Origin of the sequence: Mesotoga sp. B105.6.4 (assembly GCF_002896535.1) — a bacterium.
Taxonomy (GTDB): domain Bacteria; phylum Thermotogota; class Thermotogae; order Petrotogales; family Kosmotogaceae; genus Mesotoga.
Genome location: NZ_JWIM01000032.1, coordinates 1 through 18,318 on the forward strand (window position 1 = coordinate 1; position 18,318 = coordinate 18,318).

General features: G+C 46.1%; 18 protein-coding genes. 12 read left to right on the top strand and 6 right to left on the bottom strand.

Features of this window, described 5'->3' with window-relative positions; translation table 11 throughout:
• Positions 1-101 precede the first annotated feature (101 nt).
• From RJ60_RS07820 to RJ60_RS07845, 5 genes are all read right to left on the bottom strand, one after another.
• On the bottom strand, positions 102-542 hold the full coding sequence (locus RJ60_RS07820; protein ID WP_103134415.1) for a DMT family transporter: 441 nt from the start codon (positions 540-542) through the stop codon (positions 102-104).
• A 7-nt stretch (positions 543-549) separates the two neighbouring features.
• On the bottom strand, positions 550-1,245 hold the full coding sequence (locus tag RJ60_RS07825) for a Crp/Fnr family transcriptional regulator (protein ID WP_103134416.1): 696 nt from the start codon (positions 1,243-1,245) through the stop codon (positions 550-552).
• Between the two features lie 1,044 nt (positions 1,246-2,289).
• Positions 2,290-3,006 (bottom strand): CBS domain-containing protein, encoded by a 717-nt coding sequence (locus RJ60_RS07835; protein ID WP_103134417.1) that lies wholly within the window; start codon positions 3,004-3,006, stop codon positions 2,290-2,292.
• 471 nt (positions 3,007-3,477) lie between these two features.
• Complete coding sequence (locus RJ60_RS07840; protein WP_099830457.1) at positions 3,478-3,759, bottom strand: hypothetical protein; 282 nt, start codon at positions 3,757-3,759, stop codon at positions 3,478-3,480.
• A gap of 540 nt (positions 3,760-4,299) precedes the next feature.
• Positions 4,300-4,947 carry an ATP-binding protein gene (locus RJ60_RS07845; protein ID WP_103134418.1) on the bottom strand — a complete coding sequence of 216 codons (648 nt, stop codon included), beginning with the start codon at positions 4,945-4,947 and terminating at the stop codon, positions 4,300-4,302.
• Between the two features lie 928 nt (positions 4,948-5,875).
• On the opposite strand from RJ60_RS07845, the gene RJ60_RS07855 reads away from it, so the two are divergent.
• The 11 genes from RJ60_RS07855 to RJ60_RS07900 all read left to right on the top strand — a co-directional run bounded on the left by RJ60_RS07855 (position 5,876) and on the right by RJ60_RS07900 (position 14,302).
• Positions 5,876-6,412 carry a type II secretion system protein J gene (locus RJ60_RS07855; protein WP_103134420.1) on the top strand — a complete coding sequence of 179 codons (537 nt, stop codon included), beginning with the start codon at positions 5,876-5,878 and terminating at the stop codon, positions 6,410-6,412.
• A gap of 8 nt (positions 6,413-6,420) precedes the next feature.
• Positions 6,421-8,703: a hypothetical protein gene (locus tag RJ60_RS07860; RefSeq protein ID WP_103134421.1), complete on the top strand. Its 2,283-nt coding sequence runs from the start codon at positions 6,421-6,423 to the stop codon at positions 8,701-8,703.
• Positions 8,704-8,708: 5 nt separating this feature from the next.
• Positions 8,709-9,059: a hypothetical protein gene (locus RJ60_RS07865; RefSeq protein ID WP_133117343.1), complete on the top strand. Its 351-nt coding sequence runs from the start codon at positions 8,709-8,711 to the stop codon at positions 9,057-9,059.
• Positions 9,060-9,282: 223 nt separating this feature from the next.
• Positions 9,283-10,107, top strand: a complete 825-nt coding sequence (locus RJ60_RS15535; RefSeq protein ID WP_180979926.1) for a lamin tail domain-containing protein — start codon at positions 9,283-9,285, stop codon at positions 10,105-10,107.
• Between the two features lie 427 nt (positions 10,108-10,534).
• Complete coding sequence (locus tag RJ60_RS15540; protein WP_180979927.1) at positions 10,535-10,675, top strand: hypothetical protein; 141 nt, start codon at positions 10,535-10,537, stop codon at positions 10,673-10,675.
• Positions 10,676-10,855 carry a hypothetical protein gene (locus RJ60_RS07875; protein ID WP_103134422.1) on the top strand — a complete coding sequence of 60 codons (180 nt, stop codon included), beginning with the start codon at positions 10,676-10,678 and terminating at the stop codon, positions 10,853-10,855.
• Between the two features lie 128 nt (positions 10,856-10,983).
• Positions 10,984-12,237 carry a hypothetical protein gene (locus RJ60_RS07880; protein WP_103134423.1) on the top strand — a complete coding sequence of 418 codons (1,254 nt, stop codon included), beginning with the start codon at positions 10,984-10,986 and terminating at the stop codon, positions 12,235-12,237.
• Positions 12,238-12,514: 277 nt separating this feature from the next.
• Entirely contained in the window at positions 12,515-12,637 is a 123-nt protein-coding gene (locus RJ60_RS16525; protein WP_374704108.1) for a prepilin-type N-terminal cleavage/methylation domain-containing protein, read from the top strand.
• Positions 12,634-12,843 (top strand): hypothetical protein, encoded by a 210-nt coding sequence (locus tag RJ60_RS07890; RefSeq protein ID WP_103134425.1) that lies wholly within the window; start codon positions 12,634-12,636, stop codon positions 12,841-12,843. The genes RJ60_RS16525 and RJ60_RS07890 overlap by 4 nt, the downstream gene beginning before the upstream one ends.
• 7 nt (positions 12,844-12,850) lie before the next feature.
• The gene (locus RJ60_RS07895) at positions 12,851-13,396 is read left to right on the top strand and encodes a PilW family protein (protein WP_103134426.1); all 546 of its coding nucleotides are present in this window, start codon (positions 12,851-12,853) and stop codon (positions 13,394-13,396) included.
• Between the two features lie 39 nt (positions 13,397-13,435).
• Entirely contained in the window at positions 13,436-14,302 is an 867-nt protein-coding gene (locus tag RJ60_RS07900) for a type II secretion system protein (RefSeq protein WP_103134427.1), read from the top strand.
• Positions 14,303-14,650: 348 nt separating this feature from the next.
• On the opposite strand, the gene RJ60_RS07905 is transcribed toward RJ60_RS07900, so the two are convergent.
• Positions 14,651-15,859: an ATP-binding protein gene (locus RJ60_RS07905; protein WP_103134428.1), complete on the bottom strand. Its 1,209-nt coding sequence runs from the start codon at positions 15,857-15,859 to the stop codon at positions 14,651-14,653.
• 984 nt (positions 15,860-16,843) lie between these two features.
• Here RJ60_RS07905 and RJ60_RS07915 point away from each other — a divergent pair.
• Positions 16,844-17,248, top strand: a complete 405-nt coding sequence (locus tag RJ60_RS07915) for a hypothetical protein (RefSeq protein ID WP_103134430.1) — start codon at positions 16,844-16,846, stop codon at positions 17,246-17,248.
• Positions 17,249-18,318 lie beyond the last annotated feature (1,070 nt).

The window sequence follows — 18,318 nt, forward strand, 5'->3', positions numbered from 1 at the left end:
CTTCGCCTTCTTGGCACACCCCAACCCTGGACGTCGCTCAAAAGCCCGGACCCCGGATTATATTCGGGGCTGGGATATCGAAAAGCTGCATCTCATCGTTCTCACTTTGATAGCTGATAAATCAGGACCCCGAAAAGCATTAGGAACAGGCCTGTAATTTTCGCTGGAGTCAGGTGAAGAGGTGTTTCACCGAACAAACCCAAGACATTTATTATCAATGCGAAAATTATCTGTGTGATAACAATTATCACAATTCCTCTGCTGGCGCCAAGAGCTGATACGCCTTGTGCAATGCTAAAGATAATTAGAACGCCTATGAACCCCGAAGTTGCATAGATTGGATTCAGTCCTTTGATCGATTCGATGCTAAGCTCGCCTCTTCCGAAAAGCAGTAGAAGAAATGAAGCAAGGAGAAAACCAGTACCATGTATGAAGAAATTAGAGCCAAAAAAACCGACTTTTTCGCTAAGTCTCGCACTAAAAACGCTCTGCATGGCGATAACTACGCCTGCGGTCACGGAAAAGAGAATACCCTTAATCATTTTTCATTCACCCGTACAGATCCGAGGCAAGATTCTTGAGTTTGTCGAAGTCGACGATCTTTATCTGTGATCTACTGACTCTCAATATTCCCTCTCGGCCCAGTTCGTTCAAAACCCTGTTTACATGGCGGTAGCTAGCCCCCAGAAGCTCGGCGATCTCAGCTTGACTTTCAGTTTCCAGTTCATCCAGCATTCTTTCATTCCTTTCATCTGAGGTCATTAGCAGGAGATAAGTTGCGATTCTCGTCTTTAGCGGGGCCGATGAAGTCAATGTCTTCACGACGGCATTATGATAAAGCTTGAAAGACAGTTCGCGAATGATCAATCTCAGGACGGCAGGATTGCTCATCAGATTCTCTCTTACCCTGGAAAGCCTCAGAGCCAGAAGTTCAGATTCCGAGACTGCCGAAACCGAAGTCTTGACAGCGAAGTCATTGGCTATTTCCAGGTCGCCGAGCAAAGAAAGAGGGACGCAGAATCTAAGCAATACCCTGTTGCCATTTCTCAAGAGGATTGAAACCTTGACCTTGCCTTTCACAAGAAAGTAGAGGTACTCTGGCCGCTCATCTATGGTGAAAATGTCTTCGCCTCTCTCGAATCTGTGCAGCTCAAACTGATCTATAACAGCTTTGTCTAGAAGCGCCGCCAGATCGAATCTCGACAAGTATTCCGCAATTTGCTTTCTGTCTCCAATTTCCTTCATGAACAACCCTCCCGCATAAGAGTATATTACCAGTGCAAGTTTAAGATATAGGACAGATGTCTATTAAGACTCGCCTCAGGTTCACTGTCGACAGTTCTCCGTCGCGGAGGAGGAAAACCCGTTGTTCGTTCCGGAGCGAGGATCTGTTCTTCGTTCTTGGGCAATCGACGACGACGAAACGGCCCTATAGAGGCGACAGGAATGAGGTTAGAGGTAAGAAAATCAAGATCTCTTCGCTCTTCCGACCTCTTGCCTCTGACCTCAGGCTCTTCCCAACCCAAGGACGGGTTCATGATCTGGGACAGACAACGAATTACGGCTCTTCCCAGCGTCCACCGGGTCTTCGTTCTTAAGTGTACAGCGGCTCTTTTTTGTCAGCGAAGCGGAACTGGCCTTTGCGAAGCAAAGACTGGCCAGGCGAAGCCTGACTGGCCTGAGCCAGCAGACTGGCTTCCAAATCCCTCGCCTTCTCGTAAGCGAAGCGGCTCTTAGGGCGAGATCCTGAACAGGAGCACTTCAGGATGACAAAGAAAGGGATTGATATCAGAGTAACTCGGGATGACGGCTTCAGGTTATTTGGAAAACATCACATCCCGTCATTCTGGAAAAGCGCTTACATTCTACGATAGCGTTAACAGCGATTGAGCAAGAATCATTCGAACTGGTCTGACTCCAATAAGAAGAGGTTCTGTTCAGTTTGATTTCAGGGTAATTGCCGGTTGAATAATTTCGTGACAGACTCACTTTTTTACATTCAGTTGACTTTAGTATTTGAATGCGAGAACGCAATTCCACAGAGGAGTCTGTTCCAAGATGTTACTCCAAGGATCGTGCAGGGATTTTGTGGTTCAAGTTTCTCCAATGATGGATTATTGGAAAGACAATTCAATTTCATGAAAGAGTGCAATCTGCTTGTGACATCTAGTCACTTCTTGAGAAGAATGATTCTAACTATTGTACAGCTTGAATAGAGCCAGGAGATGGTATTATGATTTAAGACCTTTCCTTCCGGTATTCGATGTCTGGCTTTGTCTGTATTTTCTCTCAGGAGTTTAGAGTCTCAGATATGAGCGGGATATCCCAGATGGTGATTATCTGCAGAGGAGTCTCGCTTCTTTTTCCGTTTTCAGTTACAAGTATCGCCTCAAGCCTTTTCCCCAGGGCACTGAACTCGCTGAATGAAGCTGCGATTTCGAAGAGAGTCGCTTTTCTGCTAACAAATTCGACTGCCTCGTCTTCTTCCGCATAGTCCATCACGGCTCGAATCGGCATATCTTTTATGCACGCCCTCTCTTCTTCGCCAACAAAGGCCATCCACCTGGCGATCGCATTCGTAGTGAGAATTCCTCTGAATTGCCTTCCCTCATAGACGGGTATCTGAGAGAATGACTTCTCCCCTATGATCTTCAGGGCTTTGTCAACCGTATCGTTGAGGTCGATTGTAACGACTTTTCCCGATTTGAATATCGTAGATACCCTGGGTGGAGCGTTCAACATTTCGGCAATGTGTTCAATATTTTCTACGACTTCCTTATGCGGTTCTGCAATAGGTTTGCCATCACTTGTTAGCGTGTGGACAATCGCGTTTCGGAGTTCGGCGTACTCGAGTAGTATGTCGAGGTAGTTGCGCAGAGTTTTGTCGCTCTTTGATGCATCTCTCAAGGATCTTGCGAAGCCGTCGATTCGGTAATCTTCGTTTATCTTCCTCAGATAGCTCTCTATCGATCTGAAGGCCTGCATAAACCTCTCTGAATTGTCCATATCGACCTCCTGAATGGAACTTCGCTTACAATCGCAGAGAACCAGTAATGGTAGCAGAACTGGACAAGAATTGGAGAGACGACTCTCTGCTTAAATAGAGTATATCAAAACAGGGGGGCACTGGAAGAACTGCAGATCTACAATCGTAGTTGAGGAATCGGAAGATCATTGGTGACTCCGGAACTTTCTGAACTCTCAGATCTGTTTTCCGAGCAGTGTCATAAGGTCCATCCACTTATCCCAATTCACGCACAACTTCGTGAAACGAATGCAATTATCGTATTTCAAAGAGCAGCCGGGGGATGACAACCCTTCAGCAGAAAACAGAACCTAACTGCGATGTTATTGCCGTGCGAGTCACATAGAAAGAACAGTATACCGGTCACTATTTCTGTATCCTGAGTGAAAAACCTAAGCGTTGCTCTCATCAGGCGAGGTATTGGAAATCTAATTCAATGTGGAAGTGCTCAATCAACCATTATTTTGGTGCGTCATCAAACTATCGAGAACTTTCTTGAGTTTCTTGTACGCCTTCCCTTTCAGGGGATAAGGGAGTGTGAGCAACCAGTCGTTTATGAGCGCAATTGCCATTGTGTAAGCTCTTCCTTCCTGAATCAGCTCAGAAATTTCTTCGTCTTTAAGAAGGTTGCTCTCTAGGATCATATCTGCTCTCTTATCGATATAGGGTTTTGCGGATTCCGAAAGCAACTCGCGGATTTGTCTTTTGACTATCTCTCTCTCTTTTTCCCTCATAAATCATCATCTCCGTTCCAGTCTTCATTAAGAGAATAAACCTTTATCTTCATCATCTTCCACGAAAGTCGATGCAAAACAGTGCCTGATGAGAAGAAACTTCCGTAATTTCAATGTGAAATCGCAAGAGCACTTCCCAAGCAGCTCATTTGAGTCTCAAGAATCGTGAGAATTGAACACCTGCATGCAGCTTTCGAAAAGTCATGATGGTTTGAGAAATCGGAATTACATCATTCAGATCCATTCTTCTCGATTAACGACTTGATCTTTTCTCTGTCAAATTTCATCTTCTTTCCCCCCCATTCTTCTCTTCCATTCTAGAGGGTTTATTCAATCTTTTCTTACATACTCCAGAGGAGACCTCTCGTCTTCTCAGAAGCGCAGCGAACGTCTCGAAATCGCTCCTTCACGTGGTCTTGTGCATAATCCACTGCGGTTCTTATAACGTGCGAGTGTGCTCTTGTTTCATTTATCAATACTGAAAGCCAAAGGTCCGCATCGGAATGCAGTTTAGATGAGGAATATCTGTATCGTCTCTTATTACGAAGTCTGCCTTCTTTTGTTTTTTCCGCCCACTTCAACGACTGTTTTGTTTATCAGGAAGTCCCCGTTTTGCTCGTCCGGACAGGCAAAAACTCTGCTTTTCGCATCTTCGAAGGCCTCGGCCACATAAGCTTCTCTTCTTGTGCCTGTATTTTTTGCGCCTATGGAGTAGAAAGCGGGATCGCCGAAGAATATCTTCTCGCCTTTGGAGAAGGTTCGATTGTCATTCTCTTTGAATATAATTTTTATTATCCCTGTTGCCTCCATTACCGATAGAAGTTCATAGAGTTTTCTCTTTCCTATTCCCCACTCTCTACACATTCTCTCGATGTTAAGGGTAGGGACTTTTGATATCGCTAGAAATCCCAGAACGGCACTCATCAATCTGAAGTGAATATCTGAGATTTGAGCCACAAAGAACGGGACATCACTGTGGATAGTTTTTTCGATAATGTGTTCAATCTGTTCTTTATAATCACACTCTAAATAAGACGGTCTGAATCCGCGGTCAAGATACTCCTCGAAAGCCGCCAGAACTTTAATACTGCCCATTATCTCTTTGACCACAGAAGAGTCGAGAGCGAACGGATTGAGTAGCGGCAAAAGCACACCGTCTCTCAGATATATGTACTCTCTCAAAGACATTAGGGGGATGCGGACTCTGGAGAATCTTCTGGAGAGATCCGCAATGCCCTGTCTCAGTATCAGGCTGCTAGTATCGCTTGCTATTATTAGCTTTGTCGGATAGGCGTCGTAGATGGCCTTCAGATGAATGCTCCAGTCCCTTGCATAGTGAGTTTCATCGACGATATTGCCTCGTAGCCCCTGACAAATGCTGTACTCGTTATACTCCAGAGGTCAGTTGTGGCGACCAGAGGATTGTCGGCGGAGAGGTAGAGTATTCTTCTGCTCTGAATCTGCTCAAAAGGAATGTGGTCTTTCCAACACCACGAGACCCAAAGACCAGTACTGCCCTGTTCTTCATATCTATCTTTTCAAAGTAAGGCCTTAACCTGGAGGGCAGACTCATCTCCTTTCTCTATTGTATCTCTTCAAGCGATTGAATTAACTCATCTGTGTTCAAAATGCTCCCTCCTATTTCGTATCACTCTGAAACGATACTAGCACATATGCGTTCTCATACAAAACGATTTCGCTCGAGATGGATACGGACTCAGTTTGGGTTGGAGAGCGCGGTGTTTGTTGATTAGTGATTGGAGCAGAGCGTTAAGAGCCGTCCATCTAAAGAGCAGATGAGCGGTTCTTCGTTCCAGAGCTAGGAGCTTTATTCTTGGTTCGTAAGAGCGTGAGAAAAGTTCATTGTCCTCCGCCGATAAGAGCCCGATAAGAGCCCTGGGATGACGGCGAATCTCACGAACACGCTATTTATTGCTCGGTCTAACTCACGGAAGGTGAGACACCAATCAGTTTGTTCTGTTAGATTGCGGCCAGGTTAATTTTCTAAACAAGAAACACTTGAAATCAATTATCGAATTGATCATTAGTTTTAATCGAATTGTTGTTTATTATTATGGCATGCGATTGCATTGCGATAATTAGCGAGGTGATTCATTTGAAATACAAGGTTAAATATGGGTTTTCTCTTGCTGAAGCCATTATGGTTTTGGCGATATCCTCGATATCGCTAATTGCGATCATGCTTCTATACTCTTTATCAATCAGAGAAACGGAAAAGGTAAGAATAAAAACTGAAGAGCTTGGAGTTATATCCAGGATAGATCTTGTTCTTCAGAAAGAGCTTATGAAGGCGGGACCAGAATCGACTTATGTCAGGCCAGTAAAGCAATCCGGGAACGTGGTTGGAATAAGATATAAGGTTGATATTCCGCTGAATCACCGTGATGTTACGAAACAGGTCTATTTTAAGAACGGTGCTGTCTTTGTCTGGGAAAAGGATTTCTCAGTATCAGACTTTCCCGAGTCCGAAATAAATACTCTTGAGCTTAATGGAAGCAGGATAGCTTTTTCCACACAGCAATATCCGGGTTTGGAAATCAGTTTCAACTTAGGAAGCAATGAAATCGACTATCAGATCCTTTATGGAAGAACAAATCACTACGCTAGCGTTAACTTGCTGGCGATTAAGTAGGGGCTCTTATGAAGAGAATCGGTATGATACTTCCAACAGTTTTGCTGCTCCTTCTATTCGTGTCCATCTCATCGACATCTTTGATCAGCTTTGTGAATGCCAAGACGAGAGACATATCTCATGCTCAACGAAAACTTGAGAATCAGCTGGATGCAGGTAATACGTTCTTCGCACTCCTGGGTTATTTTCAGAAGAAGTACAGCGATTCTGCTGCGCTTAACATTGCTGCCATAAACACTTTTTCTGCCACCGATACTGCTCCGGAATGGTATAACTCAACGATACAGAAGATGTCAGTCGGCACGCTTGAAGATACGTACTGGTTACAGACCTTTGACCAATTTCAACACTCATTCTATCTTCCCACATCCACGATGACACTTGCTCTCCAAGAGCTCACTCCCGGTGGCGATATAGAAGTGGTCGTCAGACCACATAAGGTTTTCCCGAATATGCTTCTTGCAACAATTAGGGTCACAAGGTCCGGTTTTGCTGAGAGTATCTTCTGGGGATTCATTAGTCCGAGATACTTCAGTAACTGGGCGGTTTTTCTTCTCAATGGTATATCAAACGCTTATTATGGACCTGGCGAGTTTGTGGACGGACCATCTTACTACGGTGGAAGTGGTATAGGAGTTGCGATAAACGTACCCCCGAAAACTGAAGCCGAGAAAGAACATCCGGCCAGTCAGGGGATAGGGGCAACGTTCGTGGGAAATATGATGAACCGTAAGCCAAGGATCCACCAACTTGGTTATAACGGGTCTCCTGAGAAAAAGACTTTGTGGATAGATGAAAACAACGATGGAGTCAAAGATCGCGAACTGCTAAGCGCCCAGCAGTACGTTGCCTGGACTGAGTACGGATCAAAGTACTATGTGTATTTTGGAGCCAGTAGTAGTAAGCCAGCAAAGATTATTATAGCGAATCAGCTTCAGGTGGATGGCAACGATCTGGTCTTGAGCGAGATTTTAACAAGCGAAACCGGAGAAACGCTTGAACCGGGAACCGACGCACTAAAAGCTGAGGCTTTTACTAAATACTTTCCCTGGTACTTTCGGTCTGGACTCACGTATGTGACTGACGATATCAAAAGCTCTATGGAAAGCAAGTTTGGAGAGATGAAATCATACTATCAGGGGTTTATAGATAACAATAGGGTCGTATCCTCTCAGTCTGTTCTAGATTCATATTTCAACTCTTCTTCCATTGGCAACAATAGTCTTGGGGTCTTTTTTGGAGGAGCTGTACCGACTTCGATCACTTATGAGGGCAAGTTCTTCGATAGTTATTATTACATCGAAGACGTCTCTACGGGCAATAATAAGATAACCGTTAATGCTATAAATAAGCTCGACTATGGTTCAGTTGAGGTTTTGACAGATGTTCTTTCCGGGCAGCAAATCTTTGCCAGATACAATCTAAGCGGCTTCGACACGAGCGAGAAATACTCTGTTCACGAGTACTGGTATATCGAAGAGTATGAGGTTTGGGAGAAGAAGAACAACGGCTGGAGCAGGAAAAGCCGGAATAATTCGAGAGATGTTGCTCAAGTGGTTATAACAAAGAGCTCGGAATTCGATAGTCTGCCTCCATGGAATGCAAAGAGCTTTTTTGTCACAAAGACCGGACAGGGTGCAGGAAGTGTTAATCTGCTTGATCAGGATCTTGGAACGATAGATATGCAGCATGCAGGCGTTTTTATATGCGAAAATGACATAAAGGTTGGCGGAGGAGGCCTTCCTCAGGGCACAGGTCACGGCAGTAAATTGTCTTTGGTTGATGGCAGATACTCCTTCATTTCCATGGCTGGTAACATAAAGATTATCGGGGACATAGTATATAACGATATTTACAGCGATATTCAGCAATACCTTAACAAAGAACTAATCGGAACAAATGTCGATTTGAACCGCCTAGTTTCTGAGAACAATGCAAATGACATGCTGAACCTTGTGGCTATTGATAAAGACATCTATATGCCTTACGAGGAAAACAAGAATCATAAGAACATCAAGATTATGTCCAATATCTTTGCATTTGGAAACAATGGCTCCGGGTCCTTCAGTATCGAGAAATATCAGGACTTCAATGACATGGGCTACAGGCATGTGTTCGGGACAATAGTAGGCAAGTCGGCAAGTCCAACCTATACATATGGCAATAACAATAAAATAAAAGGTTTTCAGGAATTCAACGTATATGATGATCGTTTGTACTCAAATGAGGATTTGCCTGTCGCAACACCCGAATCAAGCCTACTTATGGCTTTTGGATTTGGAGCGAGGTGATGGTTTTGAGTAAGGGTTTTTCGATTGTAGAAATGCTCATTGCTCTTGTAGTTAGCGTCTTTGTTCTGCTTATTATGGTCACCTCATTCTCTTATGCGGTGAAATTCACAAGTCAGACATACACATTGGTGAAAGACACAAATGTTGCGGTCTCGGCTGCAGTTAACCTGTGGCAAAAAGAGAGTACAGCCGACTTTTCGAAGACCAGCGACGTCTTCCAGAGAATAGCAAGCATAGATTCACAAATTGCCATAGATTTCAGTGAAACACTAAACGTTCATGAAGTGACATCCATTCACGGGAGTTCGAGACAGAGGTTCTATGTGAGTCCCAAGGATAACTGGTCCTGGAAATGATGATTCTTTCGCGCTACCTTTGGGCAACCCAGAACCATAGCAAGTCCTTGCTGTAGGCTTTTGACAGGTGTTATTCTTCTTATTGAACAGTTCTGCTCTATTGTTCAAACGGTTGTCATTCGTCACTTCACTGACTCTGTACTTCTCAAAAGCATGAATCTGGTACGATCTTGCATAACACTTGTCGGGTATGTTTTTTATTTTTCTTTACTGGAGGAATCGTATGCGAAGGAGAGATTTCAACAAAGGTTTTTCGCTCGTTGAGCTTCTTATAGTTCTTGCTGTTATAGCCGCTCTCATAGCCGTAATAACGCCGCTTTCGCTTAACGCCATGAGGAAGGCGACGGCGGTGAAAATCGCCTATAATATGAAGGCTCTTTCAAAGGCTATGGATCAGCTCTTCTATTTAGAAGGTATTTCTTCGCTGGAGAATATGACTATCAACGATCTGGGCAGGAACGTCGATGGTCAGAACTGGGGCGTTCTGTATGTACCCGGAACGGACTATTCCGTGGCTTACATCTTCACGAAAGACGATCTGCATTTCGATACTCTGAGAAACATTCTTCCGGCAGTCACCAGGGTCACACCGGGCGAGACGCTGACGGGCTTTTATGAAATGGCCGGCGGTCTTGACAAGGCGGCCTTCACGCCTCAAGAGGTCACCGCCGTTTACAGGGTGAAGGTCGGGACTCCGGGTGTCGGGTTCGGCACTTTTGATCCCGAGGGGAAACCGGAGTTCATTGAAGTCGTTAACAGAACTTCGGCCCCGTTGTCTCTTGTAGGATGGAAGATAAAAGATAGACTGGAGAAGTCAGCCGTCTATACTTTTGGTAACGTAACTCTTCCGCCGGGCGGGATTGTTCGAGTGTACACTTATACCAAAGACGGTACTCCTGCCTCAAACTATAACGATCCGGCGAATGGCAGAATAGGTATCTGGTGGAGAGAGAACGCCGTCTGGCTTAATGCAGGTGACATCGCATTTCTCTTCGACAGCAACGGTGTCCTAATCGATTATATAGCCTATGGAAACCAGAGCTTCTAATAACCCCCTCTTTGGGGAAACGCTGTTCGTGAAAAGCAACGGTTAATCGAAATAGATTTCTCCACCTTCGCAGTCTATTTAAGGGCCCGGGAATGAAAGATACCCGGGCTTTCTCATTTAGTTTTTACAACGTATATTAAACATTTGTATAGTTATGGTTTCTTATAGATCTCTTACTTTCGATTAGTAGAGATATTTTATGAGATTTAGATGAATATACAGCTTGTCGAGTGAGCCAGATGTTATGCGAAACCCCGAAAGATGATCTGAAACTTTCAATGTTTCGAATACTCTGAACATAAGCTATCCGATTTCTGAAGTCTGCGATTACGCTCTGATAATCATCTGAATTGGATTACAGTCATGGCGCGCCATTGCTGATAGTTGTTCGATAGTATTCTTTGGCTTCCACGGGAGGCTGATTATTATGGGGAATTGCGAAACTAGAAATGGCGGCTTTGTCCTCTTTACAGCTCTTATAGTAGTTCTGGTTCTGTCGGTCATCGAAACGATCGTTGTATCACTCGTACTTGACGATTCAATGCAGCTGAACAGGGCAAAAGCATGATTGGAAGCTAATTACAGAGCCATATCCGGTATTGAAGTCGCACGCGCCCTTCTGGGAAACCCATCTACGAGAAACGCAAGGGGTGTCTTCAGGGGAGCGATACCCGAAGGCGGAAGCGGGAATTTCGAACTCGTTGAGGCCTGGCAGTCTGCGATTACTGGGATACCGGTATCCAGTTAGTCAGAGATGCCGTGCAGAGTGCTCTTCAATCTAGCTCGAACGATGTGGCTTTCGCTATCTTCTCAGATTCTTCCGGTACCTAGTTCAAGATTGTCTCTTACGGAATAAGGAGCGCCGCGGTAGAGAGTATGGTACTTAACCTTGCCTTTGCCGGAGGCGCTTACGAGTTTCCGATCTTCGATATGGCCGTTTTTACTAAAAGCTATATAGGTATTGGCGGAAGTTCTAGAATCGAAGGCAGGGCCGGCACGAATTCGATAATTCCGGGTTCGGTCAATATCGGTCCCGGGAACAATATGATAACTGGCACGATATATGTTGGAGTTGGCGGAGACACTCACGTAAACCCGAGTGTCAATCCCGATGTCCCCTGGCAATTGATTTCCTATCCCAACGCGGTCGTAACCAGAACGAACATCTGGAACAGCACATGGCTCAGCAACCATCCAATACAGAATCTCGATCAGGAAAGAGAGTACGAGTTGCCTGACTTTCCAGCTCCTCCACCATCGATAAGCTTTCCGACATTTCCGACCTTCCCTGAAGGCCTGCCAGGTCACGGAGACCTGAATGTTGGCGGTAATTCTACTTTCACCGTTACTCAGAGCGAGGAGTACGGAAATATAAGCGTGTCCGGCAGCAGCAGGCTTATATTCAATCTGCAGGGCAACAATATCTCGATCAACGCTAACTCTCTTTCGGTAAGCGGAAGCGCAAGAATCGAGGTCAACGGGCCAGGTACGATGACCCTCTATGTCGATGGTAATGCTTCAATAAGCGGTAGCGGGATAACTACTCTCAATTCGGCAAAGCTGAACATCTACACAGACAGCAACTTCTCTGCTTCGGGAAACCTGAACGTCGAGATCTCTACGCTTTATTCGAAGGGCCAGACTCAGCTTGGGAATAGCGGACTGCTGCAGCTCGAAAATCTCTTCGTGGACTCAAATCAGGCCTTCTCGACCTCGGGAAACGGAACGATACGAGTGGCTTCTCAGGCCCTGATAAAGGCCTCGTCGATGAGTCTTTCGAGTGGAACCATGGACTTCATGAACGGCTCTAAGCAGCTGTTCGAGATCGTGGGAACGGTTCAACTTAGCGGAAACGCCAATATAAACGGTATAAGCAAGGGAGTAATGAACAGCAGTACTCTGAACATACAGCAGGGAAACATTAACCTGGCCAGCGATGGGGACATGCTGGTTTACGCGGGCACCGGCTTCAACATGGGAGGGGGCAGCACCTTCAACTACGGAGGGGATAGAAATGCCGTTCGGGTCAACTACGCGGGGACAAGCGATCTGAACCTTACGGGAAACATTCGCTACACGGGTACTCTCCATATTCAGAGGGCTTCGGCCAGTCTGGGCGGATCGGGCTAGGTTTACGGGCTAATTATCAGCGGCGGGCCGACGGTCAACCTTCACGGAAATCCCATGGCAGATGTTACGGCTGTCTAACGCCGGACTCTACTGTAAACATGGTGGGAAGCGCGCCCGTTAAGGGTGCGATTGTTGCAGATCGTTTCGTGGCTAACGGTAGTTGACAGTGGTCTTTGAACCTGATACTGAGGATCTCTTTCCGCCCAGTCGATAGGACTGATCGGGGACGTCGAGGGCGATGAAGAAATCGAGATATGGAGCAGGTGAGGTGATAAAGATGGAAGAATCTAAGCGAGCGAAGAGTAGAAGTTCCGGTTTTTCTCTTATAGAAGTTCTTATGAGTCTGCTTATAATCGTAGTCGTCGTCGGTACTATACGCCGTTGCTTGCAAACAGCATGAGGCAGGCCTTTAAGAACAGGATTGTCACTACCGAACTTGCAGTTGTCCAGAACGATCTCGAGGAGGAGATCTTCGTCTCTACAAGAGGTCAGTCATTCAGCGTGAATGTAGATATAGACGGCAGTAACGTAACCGAATCCGGCGAGCTGGTCACAAAGAATTTCGCAGAGGGAAAGCAGATCGGAATCTTCTTGAGAAGCGGGTGAGAATCATATGAAGAGAAAGACCGGATTGACTCTCGCCGAGATAATGATTGTTCTTCTCGTGTCGTCTATTATCGTGGCGATAGCCTTTTCTGTCTTTGCCGCCAGCTGGAGAATATACAAAACATCTCAGGAGACGGCGCTGCTCAGCAGAAATCTCAGGTCGCTGGTTGAAAGGATCTCGGAGGAATTCGGATGGGCAACGGAACTACAGTTCACCAGCTCCCCGCAGGGTTCAGGCTGGATAGTGATCTTGCTTGAGAGCAATACTATAAAGAGATTTCAGGGGACGGCCTCAAGCAGAACAAACGAACAGAACTTGAGCGATCCTTCACAGGTAAGCGTCTCAAGCCTGACGTTCGCACTGAGAACGGTGCAGGATAACAGGGTTATGATGGACGTTTCCCTTACCGCTTCCAGCGCTACCAACAGCAGTATAACAGAGAGCATAAGTTCATCTGCCGCCGTTGACAATCTCAGGAATCGCTCGGGTTCAGGCCATCAGTTAGCTATAAGAAATAATACCGTTCAAGACTCCGATCGCGCTTTGGCATGAGTTTGCATTTGTCATTGCAGAGCAGATTAGGGGGAATTGATGGATATGATAAGAGAGATATTCGGAATCGATAGAAGAAATGGGTTTTCTCTAGTTGAATTGCTCATAGTCCTTGCCGTTATCGCTGCACTTATAGCCGTTGTGACTCCAATCGGAATAAACGCCATGCGAAAATCCGCGGCCGTTGCTGTCGCAAGAGACCTAAAGACACTCTCCCAGGCCTTCGCAAACAAAATCTACCTTGACGGAGAACTACCCCAGACAATAAGCGAACTCGGAAGGAATGTTGATTCGTCTCTGTTTGGGGCCGCCTGGAAGATTGGCGAAGATGGCCAATATAACTACTTCGTATTCACAAATCGTGAGGCCGATTTCGAGACTGTCTCCGGTGTTCTTGTCGATTCAAGGCAGGGAATCCCATTCGGAGTAGATGACTATGCTTTTCTTGATAATGGACTCGGAAAGGAATCTATGAACTCCAGAACTCTCTACTATAACCTTCTGGGTGCAGAATCAATAGCGCCTCTTACACCTTTTGGTTCGACTTTCGCAGAGATAAGTAGCGGGTTGATTGATTTGCTTATTAGCGCGAAGAATCCAAGGACCTGGAGTCCGTATCAGTACACCGATCTTGGTCTTAACCAGGAAGATTGGGAAAACAAAGCTTATGAACATATAGTTTATAAACCTGTAGGCAACAGGTTGCAAATTAGCCCTGAAACTGGTTATAAGCTAACTGTGAAACTTCTCTATGAAGATTCGTACGTAACGATTTCCAACACAGAAGCCCTTATGTACAATATACGAGACGACAATGCTGATAAATACTTCTGGTATTACAAGAGAATTGCAGAAGGTAAAAAAGTCGATATATCGACCATTAGAGTATACAAGGCAACCAACTGACTTTTCATGTTTTGCCCTCTAACCCCTAAGAAGGACGGCTAGTTGCGATAAGTCCATTCTCTATGATTCTGCACGCCAGTTACAGGATAGGCAATTCGAAGAAGGTCTTCCCTTTTTGCTATTGAGTCTGTTGAATATCCCATCTATAGTATAGTGAGTTTCTCTCTTTTTCGAGAGCGAAGCGAGTGTCTCGACAATGTTCTTTTCTCGTCTTTTACTGCCCGCGGAGCGGAACTGGCGAAGGCGAAGCCTTTACTGGCCGTTCTTTCGCTCTTGCGAACCAAGAACCTGGACGCGCAGCGTCGGAACGAAGAACTTGGGCGCAACGCGCCGGAACTGCTCTTACGCTCAATAGAGAAAACCAAGAAGATAGAGAGGAACGACATTTCCAAATCCCGTTTCAATTCCATCTCTCAACACAATGCCATTTGGAACGTCTCTTAGCTGTTTCTTGCCTTTGTGGGCACCACCAATTTCGCATACTATCTCCGTGTCTTTTAGGCTCAAAGCGAAGTCTCCATTTTTCGGCACACAGATTCCAAGGTGACTTACCTGAGAGACAAAGAAAGCCTCTCTTATCGTTCCCATATTGCTTTCGAGATTCCATTGTGACAGTCCCAAAGCGTAGTAGATGTTCGTCTCACCCAAGAATACTTTCGAACCACTGCGGAGTCCCTTCAAGCCTCTACCGCACGGTGGGACTCTTCTCAAAACTCCCGCCCTCTCCAGTGAATCAAGATAGGCATAGAGTGTTACCTTACTAATTCCCAGATCCCGAGAAAGCGATTCCGGAGATATTGAAGGAACTATGCTGGTGGCCACAAAGGCAATGATCTTCTTGGCTACTGAGGCCGCCTCGCCCCTGAGTGAATTCTCCTGAACAACATCCTGATAGATCGATTTGTCCAGAACATTCAGCAACCTTTCGTAGTAAGAATCCGAAGCGATCCTGAATGGATAAGAGCCAACTCTCAGATATTCCCTGAATAACTTCAGCGGTTCAAATCTCAGCATCGTATTGCTCATCTCTCTATGGTTTTGTAGAAGCTCTTCAGGCGACACTGCGGAGAAGTCGCTTCCGGTCTCCAGATTCACGAACTCCCTGAAAGAGAGGTGCTTCAATTCATGCAATACTACCCGTCTTGAAAGATCGGCCGTTCCCATTAAAACCGAGAACTTCGAGCTTCCACTGAAGTAGATCTGCTTCGTCGGATGAGCGTCATATAGCGCCTTAATATCGTTAGACCAGCCGGTTTGCCGGTGAGCCTCGTCCACAATGAGTGTCTTTCCTCCGATCTTGAAGAAAGCATCTCCTATTGCATAAATACTTTCCTTCAAAACCAGAGGATTGTCTGCCGAGATATAGAGGCAATCAACTCCTCTCTTCTCAAGAATCTTCTGGAGAAGCAGCGTTGTTTTGCCGCAGCCGCGCGCACCAACAATTCCAAGAAGACGGTCTTCCCAGTTGATCCGGTAATAGGCATAGCGCTTGAAAGACTCGGGAGTTGATGAGAGCATTCTTTCGTGGATCTCGAAAAAAGGTTGAAGATCTATCATCTCACACCTCCATTAAGATCACTATATTGTACCATATATGGCTTTGTAGTTAAGTATGATGTACTTAATTGTTTATCTCGTCATCAGTTCCAAGTTGCAAGATGCAAGTTGCAAGAACGGTTATCCGTTATCGGTTCACCGTTCGCCGAGGATAATCGGTTCTTCGTTCCAGAGCGAGTATCTGTTCTTCGTTCTTGGGCAATCGACGACGAGGCGGATCAGAGGTAAGGGGAATGAGGCTAGAGGTAAGAAGATCAAGATCTCTTCGCTCTTCCGACCTCTTGCCTCTGACCTCAAGCTCTTCCCAAGGACGGGTCGATGATCTGGGACGAAGGACTAAGGACGACTCTTCACAGCGTACAGCGGAACTTCTGGTGTACAGCGGCTCTTCAGGGCGAGATCCCGTGCAGGTGCATCACGGGATGACCCTGAACAAAACGATTTCAGGGCAGGCTCCCAAACAGGAGCCCTGAACAGGATCCCCCAAACAGGTGCATTTTGGGGCAGGCCTTCAGGGCAGGCTTATTGGGGCAGGCTTATCAGGGCAGGTACGACGGGAAGACAGAGTCAGTCAATTTGCCTGCGAGCCATAATGCTAATCCCTAACCATAAGTCAGGGAGTTCATGAGAAATCATGTGATGCTCCTTCTCCCATGACAATATTTGCTGTACTTAACTCCTGATGATCTTGATCTTAAATCTTCCCTTGAGGGAGGAGGACCGTGTAGCGGCGGAGTTTTTTGAGGAGAAGACGGTCATCCCCACGTGAGATACGATGATTAAATAATCATAACTGATACGGAGAATGATATAGTAATATTGCAGTTGCCAATTCTCTCTTTTTGATGTGTCTGCTTCTGTGAAATGGATAGAGATTTCTGATCTCACGAAAGATGGTTTCGGAATTCAGTCTTTAGTGCTTTGAGTCAACCTTGATGCCTACCAAAATTGTGTCATCACTCTTTATAGCGAGGTGTGTTGATTATGAAACGAGTATCTCTTATGGTTCTCTTAGCAATTACAGTTGTGATGGTACTTACCGGGTGCCTGTCGGTTGCGAAAACGAGAAGTCTTGTTGGCGCATGGAACCTTTCAGTTAAAAGAAGTGAACCGGAGACTTTCAAGGCCTTCATGGAGATATCCACTCACGACAAGGGCAAGCTCTCCGGTTATCTGGGAAACAACATCTATACTGCAAACTATGGCACAATTTCCGGGACCACTTCCAAGGACAACATCTCCTTTGTCTACTCAAGCTATGAGGGAGGAGAAACGATTCAATTTGCAGGCAAATTCGACTCGGATGGAATGACCGGTACGGCGACTGTTTATATCGACGGCAGTTACAAGTCTGGCCCTCATGACTGGACTGCGCAGAGAACGGAATAGTGGGATTGGGCAAAGAGATTCGATTTACGTCCTTTCGGGACTCGATTATTTACATCCAGTTAACAGATAGAGCGCCGAGGATCGTCGGCGAAGGCGGGGCTGCTTCGCTGGACGCAATGCACTGAAGAGCATCAGTGGACGCAAGGCCCGCTTCGCGGGGAAAGAGCTACTTACAATATAACGCTGTACGCTGTGAAGAGTCGTCCTTAGTCCTTCGTCCCAGATCATGGACCCGTCCTTGGATAAGATCGAAGATCATAATGCCATTCGTGGTTTTTTGCCTTAACCAAGAACGAAGAACAGATACTCGCTCTGGAACGAAGAACCGATTATCCTCGGCGAACGGTGAACCGTTCAACGGTAAACCAGGTTCTCTTGCTCTTTCCTACCACGAACCCGCTACCCCCAACCCCGGCCTTTTGCTTTTTCTTACAACTTGCATCTTGGAACTTGCAACTGAGCTTTTACAAGCGATCAGCGGGTTCACCGCTTTTAAGCGTACAGCGGATCTTTGAGCGAGATCCCGTACAAGACCACTACGGGATGACAAAGCAAAAAAAGCGAAAAACGATGTGAGAGGCATTTCAAAGAGCACACTCCCCACCGCAAGCGGTCCCCCCCCGCTCAAGCGGGGATTTAGGATCAAGACAAGCAGAGCGGTTCATCGTTCCGACGCTGCGCGTCCAGGTTCTTGGCAAAGAGAGAAGTTCATTGTTCTGGTGCTTTGCACCTAGATTCTTCGTTCCGACACTTCGTGTCCAAGTTCTTGGTCTCTCTCCTAGAACTGGGTCCAGGGTATGGGGTCTAGGGTCTGGCAAGAGCTGAAAGAGCGGGAAGAACCGTCCTAGCGTCCAGCGCCCAGCGTCCAAGAGCATAAACCCGTCCTTGGGAAGAGCCGTATTCACCCCCCAGGGGAATTGGACAAGTAAGTTAGGAATAGTAGACTAAGAAGGGGTGAATATGGATGAAGCATCCGAGAGGCAAGAGTTATGATCCTGAGTTCAAACTTAGATTGGCTAAGGAAAGATCGAAAGAGCGCCGGGAAGGGAAAGAGGGAAGCCAAAAGTGTA